Below are 14,353 nucleotides of genomic sequence, written 5' to 3'. Positions count from 1 at the left end.
CGGCAGGCACCGCCCTCCTGGCCGGCCCCGCTCAGGTGGGGGCCGGCGGCGTGGTCCTGGCGTCCGGGGTGGGGCGTTCGCGGTGCTGCTGGACGGTGTCGATGACGCGCCAGACGACGGCGGTGATCGGCACCGAGACGAAGGCGCCGGCGATGCCGGCGATCAGGGTGCCGGCGGTGACCGCCACCAGGATCACCGCCGGGTGCAGCCGCACCTGCCGCTTCATGATGAGCGGCTCCAGCAGGTTGCCCTCGATCTGCTGGACGGCGATCACGGCGGCCAGGGCCAGCAGCGCGGTGACCGGCCCCTTCGCCGCGAGCGCGACGAGCACCGCGACCGCGCCGGCCACGGTCGCGCCGATGATCGGGACGAAGCCGCCGAAGAACGTGATCAGCGCCAGCGGAAAGGCCAGCGGCACCCGGAGCAGCACCAGGGCCAGGCCGATGCCGGTCGCGTCGATCGCGGCGATCATCATCGTGCCCCGGCTGTACGCGCCCAGCGTCCGCCAGCCCACCCGGCCCGCCTCGGCGGTCACCGACCGGTTCGGGCCGGTCATCCGGACCAGCACCCAGTGCCACATCGACCGGCCGTCCTTGAGCAGGAAGAACAGCAGCACGAGCGCGAGCAGCGCCGAGCCGAGCACCTCGGCGGCCGTCCGAGCCCCCGACACCGGGTCGACCGAGCCCTGCCCGAGGCCCTGCCGGGCCTGGTCGAGCAGCCGGTCGAGCTGCTGGTCGCTGACCGGCAGCGTGGAGGTCACGAACTCCCGGGTCCGTCGCAGGCCCTGGCTCAGCTCCTGGCTCAGCTCGCTGAACTGGCTGGCGGTCAGGTTCCACACCAGCGCGCCGACCCCGAACAGCACGCCGAGCAGCAGCAGCACGGTGAGCAGGGCGGCCAGCAACGCGGGCAGCCGGAGGCGGCGCAGCGCGAGCTGCACCGGGTCGAGCAGCGCGGTGAGGAAGACGGTGGCGGCCAGCGCGATGGCCAGTGGCGCGAGCAGCACCGCGATCTTTCCCAGCAGGTACAGCCCGGCGACGACCACCACCAGGCAGGCGCTCCACACCACGGCCGAGCGGACCGGCCAGGGCAGCGCCGCCCAGGCCTGTCGGGGCCCCGCGGCCCGGTCCGTCGTCCCCTCGGGCGTCCGCCCGGCACCGTCTGCGACCACGTCGGCCCTCCTCGATCTCCCGCGAGTCGGTACCCGGCGAGCGTCCCTTCGACACCCGTGCCCCCTTTCAACCTAGATGCCGCACCCGGCCCGGTAGGGCGAGTCGGCGGCCGAGCGGTGTCCCGTGGCGATCCCGCCGGCCTGTCCGCTCCACGGCCTCCTGTGGCGCTCCACGGCGGCCCGTCCGGTCGGCGAGGGCCTGCCCGGTCGCGTTTGTGCCCGGGGCACCAGGGAAGGCAGAGATCGAATCCGACCCGAGGAGGACCCGATGAGCGACTTCGTGGACAAGGCCAAGGACTTCGCCGACAAGCACGACAAGCAGGTCGACCAGGGCTTGGAGAAGGGCGGCGACATGGCTGACCAGCGCACCGGCGGGAAGCACGACGAGCAGATCGACAAGGGCGTCGACCAGGCCCAGGCCCGTACGGGCGAGGGCGACCAGGTCCGCTGACCTTCTCGGCCGCTCCCGGGTCGCCGCGCGGTCGGCCCGGGAGCGTCGTTTCCGGCGGATCGACGTTCACCGCTAGCCAAGCATCGACCACTCTAGCTACCATCCGCAGTCGGAGCGTGACTCACCGTCGAGTCACCCCGGCCGGACCGGTGTCCCTTGCGGACGCCGCGACGAGAGGAGGTCAGCCGGTGACCGAGGCACCCGAGACGACCGTCCCCCGCTATCCGTTCAGCGAACCCGACCGGCTCAACCTCGACCCGCGCTACGCCCGGCTGCGCCGGGACGAACCGCTCACCCGGATCCGGATGCCCTTCGGGGAGCCGGCCTGGCTGGCCACCCGGCACGCCGACGTGCGTACGGTGCTCGGCGACCCCCGGTTCAGCCGGGCCGCCTCGGTGGGCCGGGACGAGCCCCGCAACTCGCCACGGCAGCAGGACACCGGGATCCTGGCCATGGACCCGCCGGAGCACACCCGGCTGCGCCGGTTGGTGGCGAAGGCCTTCACCGCCCGCCGGGTGGACGAGTTGCGCCCGCGCACCAGGAGGGTCGCCGACGAACTGGTCGACGGCATGCTCGCCGCCGGTCCCCCGGCCGACCTGGTGGAGCACCTGGCCACCCCGCTGCCGATCCGGGTCATCTGCGACCTGCTCGGCGTGCCCGTGGCCGACCAGGACCGCTTCCACACCTGGTCCGAGGCGATCGTGTCGACCACCTCGCTGAGCCCGGAACAGGCCCAGCAGTACATCGACAACCTGTTGGCGTACATGGGCGAGCTGATCGCGCGCCGGCACCGCGAACCCACCGACGACCTGCTCGGCGCGATGGTCCGGGCCCGGGACGCCGACGACCGGCTCGCGGCGGACGAGGTCGTGCGGCTGGCCGCCGGGCTGCTCGCCGCCGGGCACGAGACGACCGTGACCCAGATTCCCAACTTCGTGTACGTGCTGCTCACCCACCCGGCCGAGTGGGCACGGCTGCGGGCCGAGCCGGCGCTGGTGCCGGGCGCCGTGGAGGAGCTGATGCGATTCGTCCCGCTCGGCGCGTCGTCGGCCTTCGCCCGCTACGCCCTGGAGGACGTCGAGCTCGGCGGCGTACTGGTGCGGGCCGGCGAGCCGGTCGTGGTGTCGATCCCGTCGGCCAACCGGGACGAGACGGTCTTCGCCGAGCCCGACCGGCTCGACCTGGCCCGGCAGGCCAACCCCCACCTCGGCTTCGGGCACGGGGTGCACCACTGCGTCGGCGCGCAACTCGCCCGGATGGAGCTCCAGGTCGTCCTGGAGACCCTGATCGCCCGCACCCCCGGCCTGCGCCTGGCCGTGCCCGAGTCGGAGCTGACCTGGAAGAGCGGCCTGCTGGTGCGGGGCCTGGTGGCCATGCCGGTGAGCTGGTGACGCGGTGAGCGGGCCGGACGAGCAGTGGCGCGTGCACGTGGACCGGGCCCGGTGCATCGGGTCGGGGATCTGCGCGGGCACCGCGCCGGGGCACTTCGTGCTGGTGGACGGGCTGTCCCGCCCGCTGGCCGAGCGGGTGGCGCCCGACGACGCGCTGGTGGACGCCGCAGACTCGTGCCCCATGGAGGCGGTCATCGTGTCCGAGGTGGACAGCCTGCGCCGGATCGCACCGGAGCCGTGAGCCACATGCGCGTGCCGGAGCCGTGAACCCGGCGGGCGTGCCGGCGGGACGAGCCGCCGGCACGCCCGCGGTCAGTAGCCGGGGTGGCGGACCCCGTTGATGTTGACGCGCAGCGCGTAGAGCGAGCTGGACGCGCAGACGAAGAGGTGGTTGCGCTTCGGCCCGCCGAACGTGAAGTTGGCGACCACCTCGGGCAGGCGCAGCTTGCCCAGCAGCGTGCCGTCCGGGTCGAAGCAGTGCAGCCCGTCGTACGCGGCAGCCCAGATCCGGCCGGCCGCGTCGAGGCGTACCCCGTCGAAGGTGCCCGCGTCGCACTCGGCGAAGACCTCACCCCCGTGCAGGCTGCCGTCCGCGCCGACGCCGAAGCGTCGCAGGTGCCGGTGCCGGGTGTCCGCCACGTAGAGCGTCGACTCGTCGGCGTCGAACGCGAGCCCGTTCGGCTGGCCGAAGTCGTCGGCGACCAGGCGCACCTCGCCGTCGTGCGGGTCGACCCGGTAGACGTGGTTGCCGCCGATCTCGCTCTCGGCCCGGTGGCCCTCGTAGTCGCTGTCGATGCCGAAGCTCGGGTCCGTGAACCAGATCGAGCCGTCGGAGTGCTCGACCACGTCGTTGGGGCTGTTCAGCCGCTGCCCCCGATAGCGTTCCGCGAGGACGGTGTCGGTGCCGTCCGCCTCCGTCCGGGTGACGCGCCGGTTGCCCTGCTCGCAGCTCACCAGCCGCCCGCGCCGGTCGACGGTGTGCCCGTTGGCGTAGCCCGCCGGCTGCCGGAACACGCCGACCGCCCCGGTGGTCTCGTCCCAGCGCAGCAGCCGGTCGTTGGGGATGTCGCTGAACACCAGGTAGCGCCCGGCGGGGAAGTATGCCGGCCCCTCCAGCCAACGGCCCCCGGTGTGGAGCCGCTCGACCCACTCGTCGCCGTTGACCCGGCGGAACCGTTCGTCGAGGACCTCGAAGTGAACTTTCACCCGGTCGACCATGAGACACCCTCCTGATTCCTGTTCGGCTGTACGCTAACACCACCGAATGACAGTCGGGGAATGACGTGAATCGCCGAACAAGCATCGGAGGGGCGTGTGGACGACATCGACCGGAGGCTGCTGGCGGAGCTGCAACGGGACGCGGCCCAGCCGTATTCGGCCCTCGCCGCCGCCGTCGGACTGTCGACCGGGGCCGTCCACGAGCGGGTGCGGAAGTTGCGCGAGCAGGGGGTGATCCGACGCACCACAGTGGACGTCGATCCCGTCTCCGTGGGTCGCGGCGTGCTCGCCTTCGTGATGATCGAGGCGAACGCCTGGATGGGGGACCGACCCACCCACGAGGCGCTCGCCGCGCTGCCGGAGGTCGAGGAGGCCCACGTGGTGGCCGGCCCGGCCTCGCTGCTGGTGAAGATCAGGGCGGGGTCACCGGAACAGCTCCAGGCCAGCCTGCGGCGACTGTTCCAGATCGAGGGCGTCACCGGCACGCAGACCATCGTGGTGCTGGAGACGTTCTTCGACCGCCCGCCGGATCCGCTCGGCCGCTGAGACGCCCGTGGCCGCGCCCCGGGAGCGGGGCGCGGCCACCATCGGCGGGGCGGGGGCAGTGCTGCTTCTCGCGCAGCTCCGCCATAGACGTGGGCCGGCCGCTGAGTGCGCCCCGCAGCCGGTCCACCAACCCACGTCCAGGGCCGCTCCCACGCCTCAGCCGAGGACCGCGTCCAGGGTGCGGCGGGCGGTGTCGGCCATCACCGGGTTGGTGTCGACGTAGTAGGGAAGGGCGCCGATGGCCTGGACGATCGCCCAGCCCCGCCCGCGCGCCCAGGTGGCGTCATCGGCCCCCAGCGCCCGGCGGTAGGTCTCCCGGGCGACGGGCGGCAACAGGTTCCACGCCGGCATGAGGTCGACCGCCGGGTCGCCGACGCAGACCGCCCCGAGGTCGATGACCGCGGCGAGCCGGCCGTCGCGGACCAGCAGGTTGCCCGGCATCAGGTCGGCGTGGATCCACACGTCCGGCCCGTCGTGTGCGGGCGCGTCGCGGCACTCCGCCCAGACCCGGGCGACCCGGGCGGTGTCGGTCAGGTGGGTGCTCTCGGCCAGGCAGCTACGGACGTACTCGTCCCGGGCGGGCAGCGGGCCGCCCCGGGTGCGTCCGTTCCATGCCCGGCCGCCGGTGTCCACCTCGTGCAGCGCACGGACGAACCCGGCGAGGTCGCGGGCGAACTCGACCGGATCGCCGATGCTCCGGTCGCCGGCGGTCTCCCCGGGGATCCAGCGGTACGCCGTCCACGGGCCCGGGTAGCCCTCGCCCTGCTCGCCGAGGGCCACCGGCTCGGGAACCGGCAGCGGTACGTGCGGGGCGAGGCGGCGCGCGTCCTCCTGCTCGCGCCGCAGGTCGTCGCGGAACTCCGGGTCGGTCCCGGGTTGCAGCGGGAAGCGCAGCACGATGTCCTCGCCGAGTCGGAACAGCGCGTTCACGGTGCCGCACGAGGTGATCGGGCGCACCGGAAGCCCGCGCCAGCGGGGGAACTGATCGGCGACGAGGGCGGTGACGACGTCCGCGGTGACGTCGACCTGGTCGGCATGCATCCTCACCGGGCCGATCCTGCCGCCGGCCCCGGGGACAGGGCGACCGGTTTTCACCGGGCGGGCCAGGGGCCGGCACCCGGGTGCCCACCGGACCGGGCGTGGGCCCGGCGCGAGGCACCGCAGGAACGCCCGCAAGCGCCGGTGGGGACGGGCAAGGGTCGGGTGGTACGCGCGAGGGCCGGTCCCCCCGTGCGGGGAGACCGGCCCTCGCCGGTGCGTCGGATCAGGACGAGTAACCGCGCTCGGCGATCCAGTTGGCGACCTTCTCCAGGGTCATCCAGTACTCGCCCTCGGGAGAGGCCGGGTCGGCGATCCGGATGAGGTCACCGCCGTCCCGGTAGCCCACCAGGGTCAGGTAGTGCCCGCCCTCGTACGACTGCGGGTGGCCGTCGGTGTCGACCGCGGTGCCCTTGACGTTGGCCACCACCGGCCGGCCCTCGTCCAGGGCGGCGACCACGTCGGCCCGCAGCTTGTCGACCTGCTCCGGCTTGGCCACCGGGCCCGGAATCTCCGTGGTCCGGTACCGGCCGCCGGTCAGCTCGTTGAGCACTCGCGTGGTGTCCAGGGCCGAGTCGGTCCCGGCCTCCGTGGTGCCCAGCAGCTTCGCGACCTCGTCCTGCGAGAGGATTTTGCCCTGCGCGGACAGGGCCATCCGCGTCGCGGCCGGGCCGCAGTAGTAGAAGTTGGGCTGCGCCTGGTACTCGATGCCCACCGTGCGCTCGGCCCGCTTGTCGGGGCGGCCGTTCTTGTCGGCCTTGTCGGCCCGCCCGCCCTTGTCGGTGTGCACCGAGGCGACCGGGGCGGTGGCCACCGGCGCGGCCTGGGCGGCCATCGCGGGTCCGGCGATGCAACCGCCCGCCACCAGCAGGCCGGCGACGGAGAGACCGCTCTTGTGGATGATCGGCTTCATGGTCGGGCTCCAATCGGGGGTTGACGCCTCCGGGAGCCGGAGGCGCAAGCACCGGGACAGGCGCTCGCCTGGAGGGATTCGACGGCCCGGAGCGCGTCCGTGGCCGGGCGTACCAGGGACCCAACGGCCCTGATCCACGGGGCATTCCGGGGCAGGGGCCGGGGGTCCGGCGGCACGATGGGATGCAACGGCGCCAGGGGCAGCAGGATTCCGGCGTACGGATGCGGCTCGTCACACCCGCGACGTGCGACGGGCTCCTCGGGCTCGTGCCGGCGGTGCCCCGGACAGCGGTGGTCGGCTGTCTAAGGAGGCCGACGTCGGCAGGCCGGGCGAGCCGGGCGGCGAACCGGTCAGACCGTCACAGGCTTCCCAACAGGCGCGTCACGGTGATCTCGATGACGACCCGGTCGGGATTGGGGCGCGGTGTCCGGTACCGCTCGGCGTACCGGCGCTCGGCTTCGGCCACGGTGGCCCGGTCGGAGCGGACGACCGCCCGCCCCTCGATGGTGAGCCACCGTCGCCCGTCGACGTGGCAGACGGCCACCGGGGCGCCCACGGGGCCGGCGGCGGCGACGTGTCGGGCCTTGCGGGACGTGCCGCTGGTGATCACCCGGGCCAGGCCCGCCGCGGCGTCGACGGTGACGCCCACCGGCACGACGTGCGGGGTGCCGTCGGCCCGCAGGGTGGTCAACGTCGCCAGGTGCCGTTCCCGGCAGAACGCGGCGACCCGCTCGTCCTGCGGTGCCAACCGGTGGTCGGGCATGTCCGTCCCCTGTCTCGCGGTGGGCGTGCCGGGTCAGGGAACGCGGCGGCGGTTCCGGTCCGGTTTCGGCCCGGTGACCGGTCGGCCGGGCAGCGGGGGACTGCCGGCGCGTCGGTGCCGGACCAGTCGACCGAGGTAGATCAGCGCGCCGGTCAGCACGGCCATGTCGTCGAGGTAGATCGGGTCGGGCAGCACGTCGATCGGGAGCACGGTGTAGAGCAGCGCCCCGTAGAAGGCGACCTTGCCCTTCACCCCGAGCGTGCCGAGCAGCCGGCGGGTGCGGATCACGCGAACGGCCAGCAGCACCGCGCCGACCAGCGTGACGAGCGCCACGACACCGACGAGGACCCACGCCTCCCTGGACATACGGCCACGCTAGCCCAGCCGGGCCAACTCCGCCCGGATCCGTCGGCCGGCCGGTCGGTACGCGGCCACGGCCACCCGGTCGTGCCGGTCAGGACGCGGCGACGGCCACCCCGATCGCGCCGGTCAGTACGCGGCGACGGCCGCCCGACCCCGGGCCACCGGCGGAACCTCCCGACCGGACACCGCCGGAAGTTCCCGGGTCTGCTCCACCGTCCCCTCGATCAGCGGCAGCAGCGACGGCGACTCCTCGGGCTGGTGGTTGACCGCGGCGAACGCCTCGTCCCGCAGGCTGCGCGCCGATTCGGCGGCGAGTTCGGCGGCGCGCCAGGCGGCCTGCTCCCGCTCCCGGGCGGCCTGCTGCCGGGCGAACAGGTTGTCCCGTACCGCCCGGTGCAGCACCAACTCCTGCTCGACCGGGTGCAGCCGCGGGTCCCATCCGTTGCGGTGCGCGAAGACGTCGCTGAGCTGCTCCACCGACAGCTCCTTGCGCCAGTAGGCGTCCAGCGCGGCCCGGTGCAGGAAGCGCTCACGCTCGGCGTACTCGGCGGGGGTACGGCCGGTACGCGGCAGGGGCATCGCCTCGGCGTTCGCCAGCCGTCGGACGTCCGCCTCGGCGGCCTCGTACGCCTGCCAGGCCGTCTCGACCGCCTCCTGCGCGGTCAGCCACTCTGCCCGCAGGCGGGCGGCGGTGGTGGCGGCCCGCTCCGCGGCCACCGCGACCTCCTCCGCGTACCGGGACCGTTCGCGCTGCTCCTCGGCCCGTTCCAGCTCGCTCGGCATCGCCGCGCGGCGGATCAGGCCTCCCGCGTCGAAGCGGAGCCGGCCCGGTCGCAGCAACAGCCCGGCGACGGTGACGGCGACGACGCCGAGCAGGCTCAGCCAGATCACGGCGGCCCGTGGCACATCGAGCAGGACGGAGGAGAGCACGGTCTGCATGGTCAGCACCTCGCGGTCGATCGAGCGGAATCGACGTGTGGTCGTGCCCGTCGGACGGGCGGTTGGGCATCGTGGACGCTTGGCGTACGTCGGCGGTGGTCGTTCCGGCGGGCGTGCGGGAACGGTCGGACGGGCCGGTGCCGAGGCGGGGCGGCCGGAAGCGGCGTGCCGGTCCACCCGGTGGCGGACCGGGGCGCCGAGGCGGCCGGGATGTCGGGAGGCGGCCCGGCCGGACGGGCCTCGCGCGGCGCGAGGGCGGTCCGCAGTGGGGCCGATGCCTCGGAGAGGCCGGTGGCCGACGGGTCAGGCGGTGGGTGGACCGCGCCGGGCGGGCACCCCCCGGCCGGGGTCGCGGGCCGGCACGTCCCGGCGGACGATCGCCTCGGCCCCGGTCTCGGCCGGGATGACGGCCCGGCGGACGGCCGGCGGGGTGGCCGCGTCGACCACGCGCTCGGCGGCCGGGGCGCGGCCCGGAAGCGGCTGCTCGACCGGGACGCCCACGGCGGCGGGGGCGCTCGCGGCGGCCGGGCCGAGGACGGGGGCGGGGGGTGCCGGTGCGGCGGTCACGCCGCCGAGGCCGACGGCGAGCACCAGCGCGGCGGCCGCCAGCCGGGTCAGCTCGCGCAGGGAGCGCAGCGTGACCGACCAGAACGGGATGGCGGGCGCTACGAACGGCACCACTCCAACCTATCCCCCTGCAGCGGCCGGCGCAGCGCGGCGGCCACGCCGGTTCGGTGACCGACGCCACGCCCTCCTCTGTGGAGGTGCTGGTCGAAGCCGTGGGCGGTGTCGTCCGGGCCGGCGGTAGGTGAGTGCTGGCCGCCGGACGTGCGACGGCCCACCCGGGGGAAGTCTCCCGCCGGATGGGCCGTCGTCGTGCTGTCAGCCGTCGGTGCCGAGCACCGGCGGGGCGGCGTCCGCGCCGTCCCGCCAGACCATGTCGTCCTCGGTCAGCCAGGTCAGCCGGCCGTCGGCGGTGTCCTCGTCGTGCTGCCCCTGGCGGGCACCCAGGATGCCGGGCCGGTTCGCGGCACGGCCCGCGCCCGGCCGTCCCGCCCCGGTGGCTGCCTGGTTGCCGGCACCGGCCGTGCCCTGACGTGCGGCGTCGAAGCGCCGCCCCATCCCGGTGGCCGCTCGGTTTTCCGCCACGGGGGTGCCGCCCACTGGCCGGGCCGTCGTGCTCGGCGCGGTGCCCGACCCGGCGAGGGCGCCGGTGCCGACCAGACCGCCGGCCGGCGTGCCGCCCTGAGGGCCGAAGTTCAGGCCCGGGTTGGCCGAGGCCGTCCCGGTGCCGCCCGGCCCGGTCAGGCCGGTCGTGCCGGCGGTCGCGCCGGTCAGCAGCGCGGCCCCGGCGAGGGAGGTGCCGGCACCCACGCCGCCCGGCACGCCGCCGGTCGTGCCGGTGCCCGGCTGCCCGCTGCCGCCCGAATCCGGGGCGTCCTTGCCGGAGCCCGTCTCCGGCCCGGAGGACGGCCGGTCGGGGGCCGCGATGGTGGCACCGCCCGGCTGCCCCGCGAGACCGCTGCTGGTCGGCGCGGCCGTCGGCGTGGTGGAATCCGGGCCGAGGCGCGGCACCGTGACCGAGTTGTTGCGGGTGGTGCCGGGGATGTCCGGGTCCGGCGGCGGCGGCGGGACGATCCGGCCGTACGCCGACAGGTCGTAGCCGGCGGCCAGCTCGGCCACCACCTTGACCATGCGCTGGTGCGCCTTCTCCTGCTCGGCCTTGTCCTGCTGGTGGCCGAGCAGCCCGCCGACCAGGACGCCCGGCACGCCGAAGACCGCGCCCTTGGCCGCGCCGGAGAGCGCCTTGTCGTGGTCGTCGGTCTCGTCCGGGCTCTCCGCCTGCTCGCGGGCGGTGCGCAGGTCGGCGGCCATCAGCGTCAGCCCCCGGCTGACGTCGGCCATGCCCTCACCGAGCTTGTCGGCGTAGTCGCTGACCAGGGCGAGCCGGCGCTGGAACTCCTGCGAGGCCGAACCCGTCCACGTGTTGGCCAGCTTGTCGAGGTCGCCGTCGAGATCCTTGACGAGCCCGTCGAGGATGCCCTTGAGGGACGTCCACTGGGCGGCGATGCCGTCGATCTGGCCCGGCTGGCCGGCCATCACGCCGTCGTAGAGCTGCTGGTGGCTGACGTGCTGGTAGCGCTGGGTGTACTCAGACACGCGGCTCCCCCTCCCGCTTCAGCGCGTCGTCGACCCCGGCCAGCGCGGCCTTGATGTCGGCGGCGTTGGCCGCGTTGCGCTCCTCGGTGGTGCGGTAGTTGGACAGGATCGTCGCGGTCGCGCTCTGGGACGCCTTCACCGCCTCGCGTAGCCGCTCGACCTGGTCCACATAGGATTGGTGGATTTCGGAATAGCGACGGGCGTTCTCGGTCGCGTCGGCGAACGAGCCCAGCGCCGGCGGCCGGCACTGCATCTCGGTGCGCAGCTTCCGCAACGCCTTCTCCGCTTCGGTCAGCCGGTCGGCCAACTTCTGCTGGAAGTCCTCCAGGGACATCAGGTCGACTGTCGTGCGCCCCGTCATGGCAGCATCCCCGTACGTCATCGTCGATAAACCGTTGGCACGCACAGGTTAGTCGACCGGCGCGAGTCGGGCGACCCGCCGGGCGTACCGATCCGTCGCGTCCGGGCTCAGTTGCCCGCGCCGGGCGAGGAAGCGGCCGGGTCGGGCGAGGCCGGCGCCCCCGACGACGGCCCGCCGGACGGCCTCGTGGACCCGCCCGACGACGGGCCTCCGGACGGCTCCGCCGACCCGCCCGACGGGCTCGACGTCGGGCTGTCCGACGGCTTCGCCGCCCCGCCCGAGGAGGGCGCGGGCCTGGCCGACGGCGCGGTGCCGGGCGAGAAGTGGGCGAGCGCGTCGTCCCGCGACAGGGTCGGCCCGGTGGGCACGAGGGCCAACAGCGACGCGGGTACGGCCAGCGGCTTGACCCCCTCGTAGCCGAGCGCGCTCATGGCGCCGATGCCGAGCGGGTAGCGGACCCCCTGGGCGCTGATCAGGTAGACGGTGGCGCCGGCGGCGGCCGTGCCGCTCTCGCCGGACCCGGGAGCGGCCTGCACGAGCACGCCCTTGCCGCCGGGCAGCAGCACGGCCTCGGCGGTACGCACGCCGTCGCGCCCGGTCTGCCGCACCGGGACGGCGCCGGCCGCGACCAGCTCCTGCGGTGCGCGGTCGAAGACCTCCAGCGTGGTGGTGGGCGGACCGCCGTCGGCCCCCTCCCGGTAGGTCGCGCAGATCGCCGTCCGGCCCACACTGACCTGGTGCAGCGCGGGCAGGGCCTGCGGCATCCCCGCCTCCTCCACCCGCTGGTCGGTCAGCAGCTTGCCGGCCTGCGCGGGGGTGATGTCGGTGACCTCGCCGCCGTCGCGCAGCAGCAGCAGCGCGCTGAGCTCGCCGATCGCGCTGAGGCCCTCCCGGGTGAGCACGTAGTGCTGCCCCGCCGCACGGAACACCTGGCCCACCTTGGCCGGGCGCTCGGTCCGGGTGCTGGCCTCGTCCGCGCCCGCGATGGCGGGCTTGCGCAGGATCGGCCCGGCCGGCACGGCGTTGAGCAGTTGCTGGCCCACGGGGAGGCGGGGCGCGTTGGCCATCCGCAGCGCGGCGAGCGCGGAGTCGCCGCCCGTCACCTGCAACCGGGCGTTCCCGGTGAGCAGGTGCCGCTGGCCGTCGACCTCCACCAGGACCGCGCGGTCGCCGAGCGGCACCCCGCCCGGGAGCGGACGGTTGATCACGACCTGGGTGCCGGAGCGGCGGGGGTCGGCCGGGTCGGGCACGTCGCACACGGACCAGGGCAGGTCGGTCAGCGACTTCCGGTCCGGCAGCGCGTCCGGGGCGCCGACGATGCCGACCGTACGCCCGCGGGGCCGCTCGCGGATCGACGCCTGGGACATCGTGCGTACCTGCGGGGCCGGCTCGTTGATGATCAGGCGGGCCGAGGCGTAGTTGAGCGTGGGGTGCAGTTGCCCGTCCACGAACACGTACGTCGCCCCGGTCTCCCGCTCGATCACCAGGGTGTTCGGCTCCAGCGGCGCCGTGTTGCCGGTGAACTGCCCGTACGCGCCGACGCCGCCGAGCACCACCGCCGCGGCGATCACGCTGCCGAAGACCGCCATGCCGAGCCGCCGCATCGGCAGGTTGCTGGTCTCCGGGTCGCCCGACAAAAGCGCCGAGACGATCCGGCGGGTGACGAAGCGGTACGCCTGCACCTGATCGCGGCGGGTCCGCATGACTTACCTCCGGCGGGGGTGGGTCCGCGACGAGCAGGTCCGAGTCGTTGTCGCGGGCTTCCCTACGATAAGGGGCCGTCGACGGGTCACCGGGACCAGCGCCCGACCCGAACCGGCGGACGCTCCGCCGTCCAGAGAGGACTGTCAGCGATGACGCAGGTTCAGGCGCCACCCGGTCGTCCGGCACCACAGCCGTCCGGCGTCGCCCAGCGGCCGGTGATCCCGGCCGACCGGCGCGGCCGCGGTCGCATCGGGCCGGTGGCCGTGGGCCAACTCGTGCTGCTGGAACTCTGCGCCCTGGCCGTCTGGGCGGCGCTGGGCGGGCCGCCCTGGCTCGCCGGCACCGTGGCGTTGCTGTCGGTGGTGGTCGTGATCGCGGCCTTCGCCCGCCGGGGTGGCCGCTGGTGGTACGAGGACCTGCTGCTGCGCCGGCGGCTGGGCCGGCGCCGGGAGGCCGCCAGGAGCACGGTCACGGCCGGCCGCGCGGCGGATCCACGGCTGGCGGCGCTGGCCCCCGAGCTGAATGTGATCGAACTCACAGATCGGGGCACCCGGCTCGGCATCGGACAGGACGCGCAGGGCTGGTTCGCCGCGGTGGCGGTGCAGGGCCGCGCGGGGGCCCCCGCCGGCTCGGTCGAGGCGGGTGTCGTGGACCGGGCGCTGCGCGTGCTCACCGACTTCACCGGCCCGGTCACCCGGGCCCAGGTGGTCTCGCACACCCTGGTCTGGTACCCGGCGCCGGGGGCGCCGCCGGCGGCCCACCGGACGGTCTGGGTGGCGCTGCGGCTCTCCGTGCGGGACGCCCGCGTCGAGACGGTCACCCGGGGCGGCGGGATGCCCGGGGTGCACCGCACGCTGGCCGCCGGGATCGGGCGGCTGGGCAAGGCGCTGACCGCGGCCGGGCTCGTCCACCGGCCGCTCGGCCGCGACGAGCTGCGCGCGGCGGTCGTCTCGGGAGCCGGGCTGGACCTGGCACCCACCCCGCAGGCGGAGACCTGGACCGGGCTGCGCGGCGGCGGCTGGACGCAACGCTGCCTGGCGCTGCGGCCGCGGGGCGACGCACCGTTCGGCCCACTGGTGGACGCGGTGACGGCGACGTCCGCCCCGTCGCACACGCTGGCCGCCGTGGTGCTGCCGGGCGGGCGGGTCGCCCCGCCCCTGCTTCGCGTGGCGGCGCTGGACAACCACGTGGAGGCGCTGGTCAAGGCGGTGCGAGAGGTGGCGCGCCGCGCCGGCGCGCCGAACCGCCCGGTGGACGGCCAGCACGGCCCCGGGGTCTACGCCACCGCCCCGGTCGCCACCGTCGTCACCACCCTCGACCCGGCCGCCTGACCCGCCC

16 protein-coding genes are annotated in these 14,353 nt (G+C 75.0%); 5 read left to right on the top strand and 11 right to left on the bottom strand.

Annotated features, from left to right (window positions below):
• Positions 1–31 precede the first annotated feature (31 nt).
• Positions 32–1,168 carry an AI-2E family transporter gene (locus ACGF5C_RS07495; protein WP_393297839.1) on the bottom strand — a complete coding sequence of 379 codons (1,137 nt, stop codon included), beginning with the start codon at positions 1,166–1,168 and terminating at the stop codon, positions 32–34.
• Between the two features lie 268 nt (positions 1,169–1,436).
• On the opposite strand from ACGF5C_RS07495, the gene ACGF5C_RS07490 reads away from it, so the two are divergent.
• From ACGF5C_RS07490 to ACGF5C_RS07480, 3 genes are all read left to right on the top strand, one after another.
• The gene (locus ACGF5C_RS07490; protein ID WP_393297836.1) at positions 1,437–1,619 is read left to right on the top strand and encodes an antitoxin; all 183 of its coding nucleotides are present in this window, start codon (positions 1,437–1,439) and stop codon (positions 1,617–1,619) included.
• 188 nt (positions 1,620–1,807) lie between these two features.
• Complete coding sequence (locus ACGF5C_RS07485; RefSeq protein WP_393297833.1) at positions 1,808–3,010, top strand: cytochrome P450; 1,203 nt, start codon at positions 1,808–1,810, stop codon at positions 3,008–3,010.
• Between the two features lie 4 nt (positions 3,011–3,014).
• Positions 3,015–3,251, top strand: coding sequence for a ferredoxin (locus ACGF5C_RS07480; RefSeq protein WP_393297829.1), 237 nt, complete (start codon positions 3,015–3,017; stop codon positions 3,249–3,251).
• Positions 3,252–3,322: 71 nt separating this feature from the next.
• Here ACGF5C_RS07480 and ACGF5C_RS07475 read toward each other — a convergent pair whose 3' ends face one another.
• On the bottom strand, positions 3,323–4,228 hold the full coding sequence (locus ACGF5C_RS07475; RefSeq protein WP_393297827.1) for an SMP-30/gluconolactonase/LRE family protein: 906 nt from the start codon (positions 4,226–4,228) through the stop codon (positions 3,323–3,325).
• A gap of 96 nt (positions 4,229–4,324) precedes the next feature.
• On the opposite strand from ACGF5C_RS07475, the gene ACGF5C_RS07470 reads away from it, so the two are divergent.
• Positions 4,325–4,774, top strand: coding sequence for an Lrp/AsnC family transcriptional regulator (locus tag ACGF5C_RS07470; protein ID WP_393297824.1), 450 nt, complete (start codon positions 4,325–4,327; stop codon positions 4,772–4,774).
• 156 nt (positions 4,775–4,930) lie between these two features.
• Here the strand turns inward: ACGF5C_RS07470 and ACGF5C_RS07465 are convergent, their stop codons facing one another.
• The 9 genes from ACGF5C_RS07465 to eccB all read right to left on the bottom strand — a co-directional run bounded on the left by ACGF5C_RS07465 (position 4,931) and on the right by eccB (position 13,014).
• Positions 4,931–5,815 carry an aminoglycoside phosphotransferase family protein gene (locus ACGF5C_RS07465; protein WP_393298392.1) on the bottom strand — a complete coding sequence of 295 codons (885 nt, stop codon included), beginning with the start codon at positions 5,813–5,815 and terminating at the stop codon, positions 4,931–4,933.
• Between the two features lie 223 nt (positions 5,816–6,038).
• Positions 6,039–6,725, bottom strand: a complete 687-nt coding sequence (locus tag ACGF5C_RS07460) for a C39 family peptidase (RefSeq protein ID WP_393297821.1) — start codon at positions 6,723–6,725, stop codon at positions 6,039–6,041.
• A 358-nt stretch (positions 6,726–7,083) separates the two neighbouring features.
• Entirely contained in the window at positions 7,084–7,488 is a 405-nt protein-coding gene (locus ACGF5C_RS07455) for a pyridoxamine 5'-phosphate oxidase family protein (protein WP_393297818.1), read from the bottom strand.
• Positions 7,489–7,521: 33 nt separating this feature from the next.
• Positions 7,522–7,854, bottom strand: a complete 333-nt coding sequence (locus ACGF5C_RS07450; protein WP_393297815.1) for a DUF1232 domain-containing protein — start codon at positions 7,852–7,854, stop codon at positions 7,522–7,524.
• A 123-nt stretch (positions 7,855–7,977) separates the two neighbouring features.
• The gene (locus ACGF5C_RS07445) at positions 7,978–8,790 is read right to left on the bottom strand and encodes a hypothetical protein (protein WP_393297812.1); all 813 of its coding nucleotides are present in this window, start codon (positions 8,788–8,790) and stop codon (positions 7,978–7,980) included.
• Positions 8,791–9,093: 303 nt separating this feature from the next.
• The gene (locus ACGF5C_RS07440) at positions 9,094–9,468 is read right to left on the bottom strand and encodes a hypothetical protein (RefSeq protein ID WP_393297809.1); all 375 of its coding nucleotides are present in this window, start codon (positions 9,466–9,468) and stop codon (positions 9,094–9,096) included.
• A gap of 204 nt (positions 9,469–9,672) precedes the next feature.
• A complete protein-coding gene (locus ACGF5C_RS07435; protein WP_393297806.1) occupies positions 9,673–10,950 on the bottom strand; it encodes a WXG100 family type VII secretion target in 1,278 nt (425 codons plus the stop codon).
• Positions 10,943–11,311: a hypothetical protein gene (locus ACGF5C_RS07430; RefSeq protein ID WP_393297803.1), complete on the bottom strand. Its 369-nt coding sequence runs from the start codon at positions 11,309–11,311 to the stop codon at positions 10,943–10,945. The genes ACGF5C_RS07435 and ACGF5C_RS07430 overlap by 8 nt, the downstream gene beginning before the upstream one ends.
• 107 nt (positions 11,312–11,418) lie before the next feature.
• The gene (eccB, locus tag ACGF5C_RS07425) at positions 11,419–13,014 is read right to left on the bottom strand and encodes a type VII secretion protein EccB (protein WP_393297800.1); all 1,596 of its coding nucleotides are present in this window, start codon (positions 13,012–13,014) and stop codon (positions 11,419–11,421) included.
• 150 nt (positions 13,015–13,164) lie between these two features.
• Between eccB and ACGF5C_RS07420 the strand changes: the two genes are divergently transcribed.
• A complete protein-coding gene (locus ACGF5C_RS07420) occupies positions 13,165–14,346 on the top strand; it encodes a type VII secretion protein EccE (protein ID WP_393297797.1) in 1,182 nt (393 codons plus the stop codon).
• Positions 14,347–14,353 lie beyond the last annotated feature (7 nt).

It is taken from the genome of Micromonospora sp. NPDC047620 (genome assembly GCF_043205005.1).
In the GTDB taxonomy this organism is placed as follows: Bacteria; Actinomycetota; Actinomycetes; order Mycobacteriales; family Micromonosporaceae; genus Micromonospora.
The sequence above is the reverse complement of the archived record's forward strand: the minus strand, read 5'-3'. Positions and strand labels throughout refer to the sequence as shown.

Excerpts from the sequence above, each read along its gene's own strand:
- ACGF5C_RS07490 (WP_393297836.1), top strand. The coding sequence starts at position 1,437 with ATGAGCGACTTCGTGGACAAGGCCAAGGACTTCGCCGACAAGCACGAC.
- ACGF5C_RS07475 (WP_393297827.1), bottom strand. The coding sequence starts at position 4,228 with ATGGTCGACCGGGTGAAAGTTCACTTCGAGGTCCTCGACGAACGGTTC.
- ACGF5C_RS07465 (WP_393298392.1), bottom strand. The coding sequence starts at position 5,815 with ATGCATGCCGACCAGGTCGACGTCACCGCGGACGTCGTCACCGCCCTC.
- ACGF5C_RS07460 (WP_393297821.1), bottom strand. The coding sequence starts at position 6,725 with ATGAAGCCGATCATCCACAAGAGCGGTCTCTCCGTCGCCGGCCTGCTG.
- ACGF5C_RS07455 (WP_393297818.1), bottom strand. The coding sequence starts at position 7,488 with ATGCCCGACCACCGGTTGGCACCGCAGGACGAGCGGGTCGCCGCGTTC.
- ACGF5C_RS07450 (WP_393297815.1), bottom strand. The coding sequence starts at position 7,854 with ATGTCCAGGGAGGCGTGGGTCCTCGTCGGTGTCGTGGCGCTCGTCACG.
- ACGF5C_RS07445 (WP_393297812.1), bottom strand. The coding sequence starts at position 8,790 with ATGCAGACCGTGCTCTCCTCCGTCCTGCTCGATGTGCCACGGGCCGCC.
- ACGF5C_RS07430 (WP_393297803.1), bottom strand. The coding sequence starts at position 11,311 with ATGACGGGGCGCACGACAGTCGACCTGATGTCCCTGGAGGACTTCCAG.
- eccB (WP_393297800.1), bottom strand. The coding sequence starts at position 13,014 with ATGCGGACCCGCCGCGATCAGGTGCAGGCGTACCGCTTCGTCACCCGC.
- ACGF5C_RS07420 (WP_393297797.1), top strand. The coding sequence starts at position 13,165 with ATGACGCAGGTTCAGGCGCCACCCGGTCGTCCGGCACCACAGCCGTCC.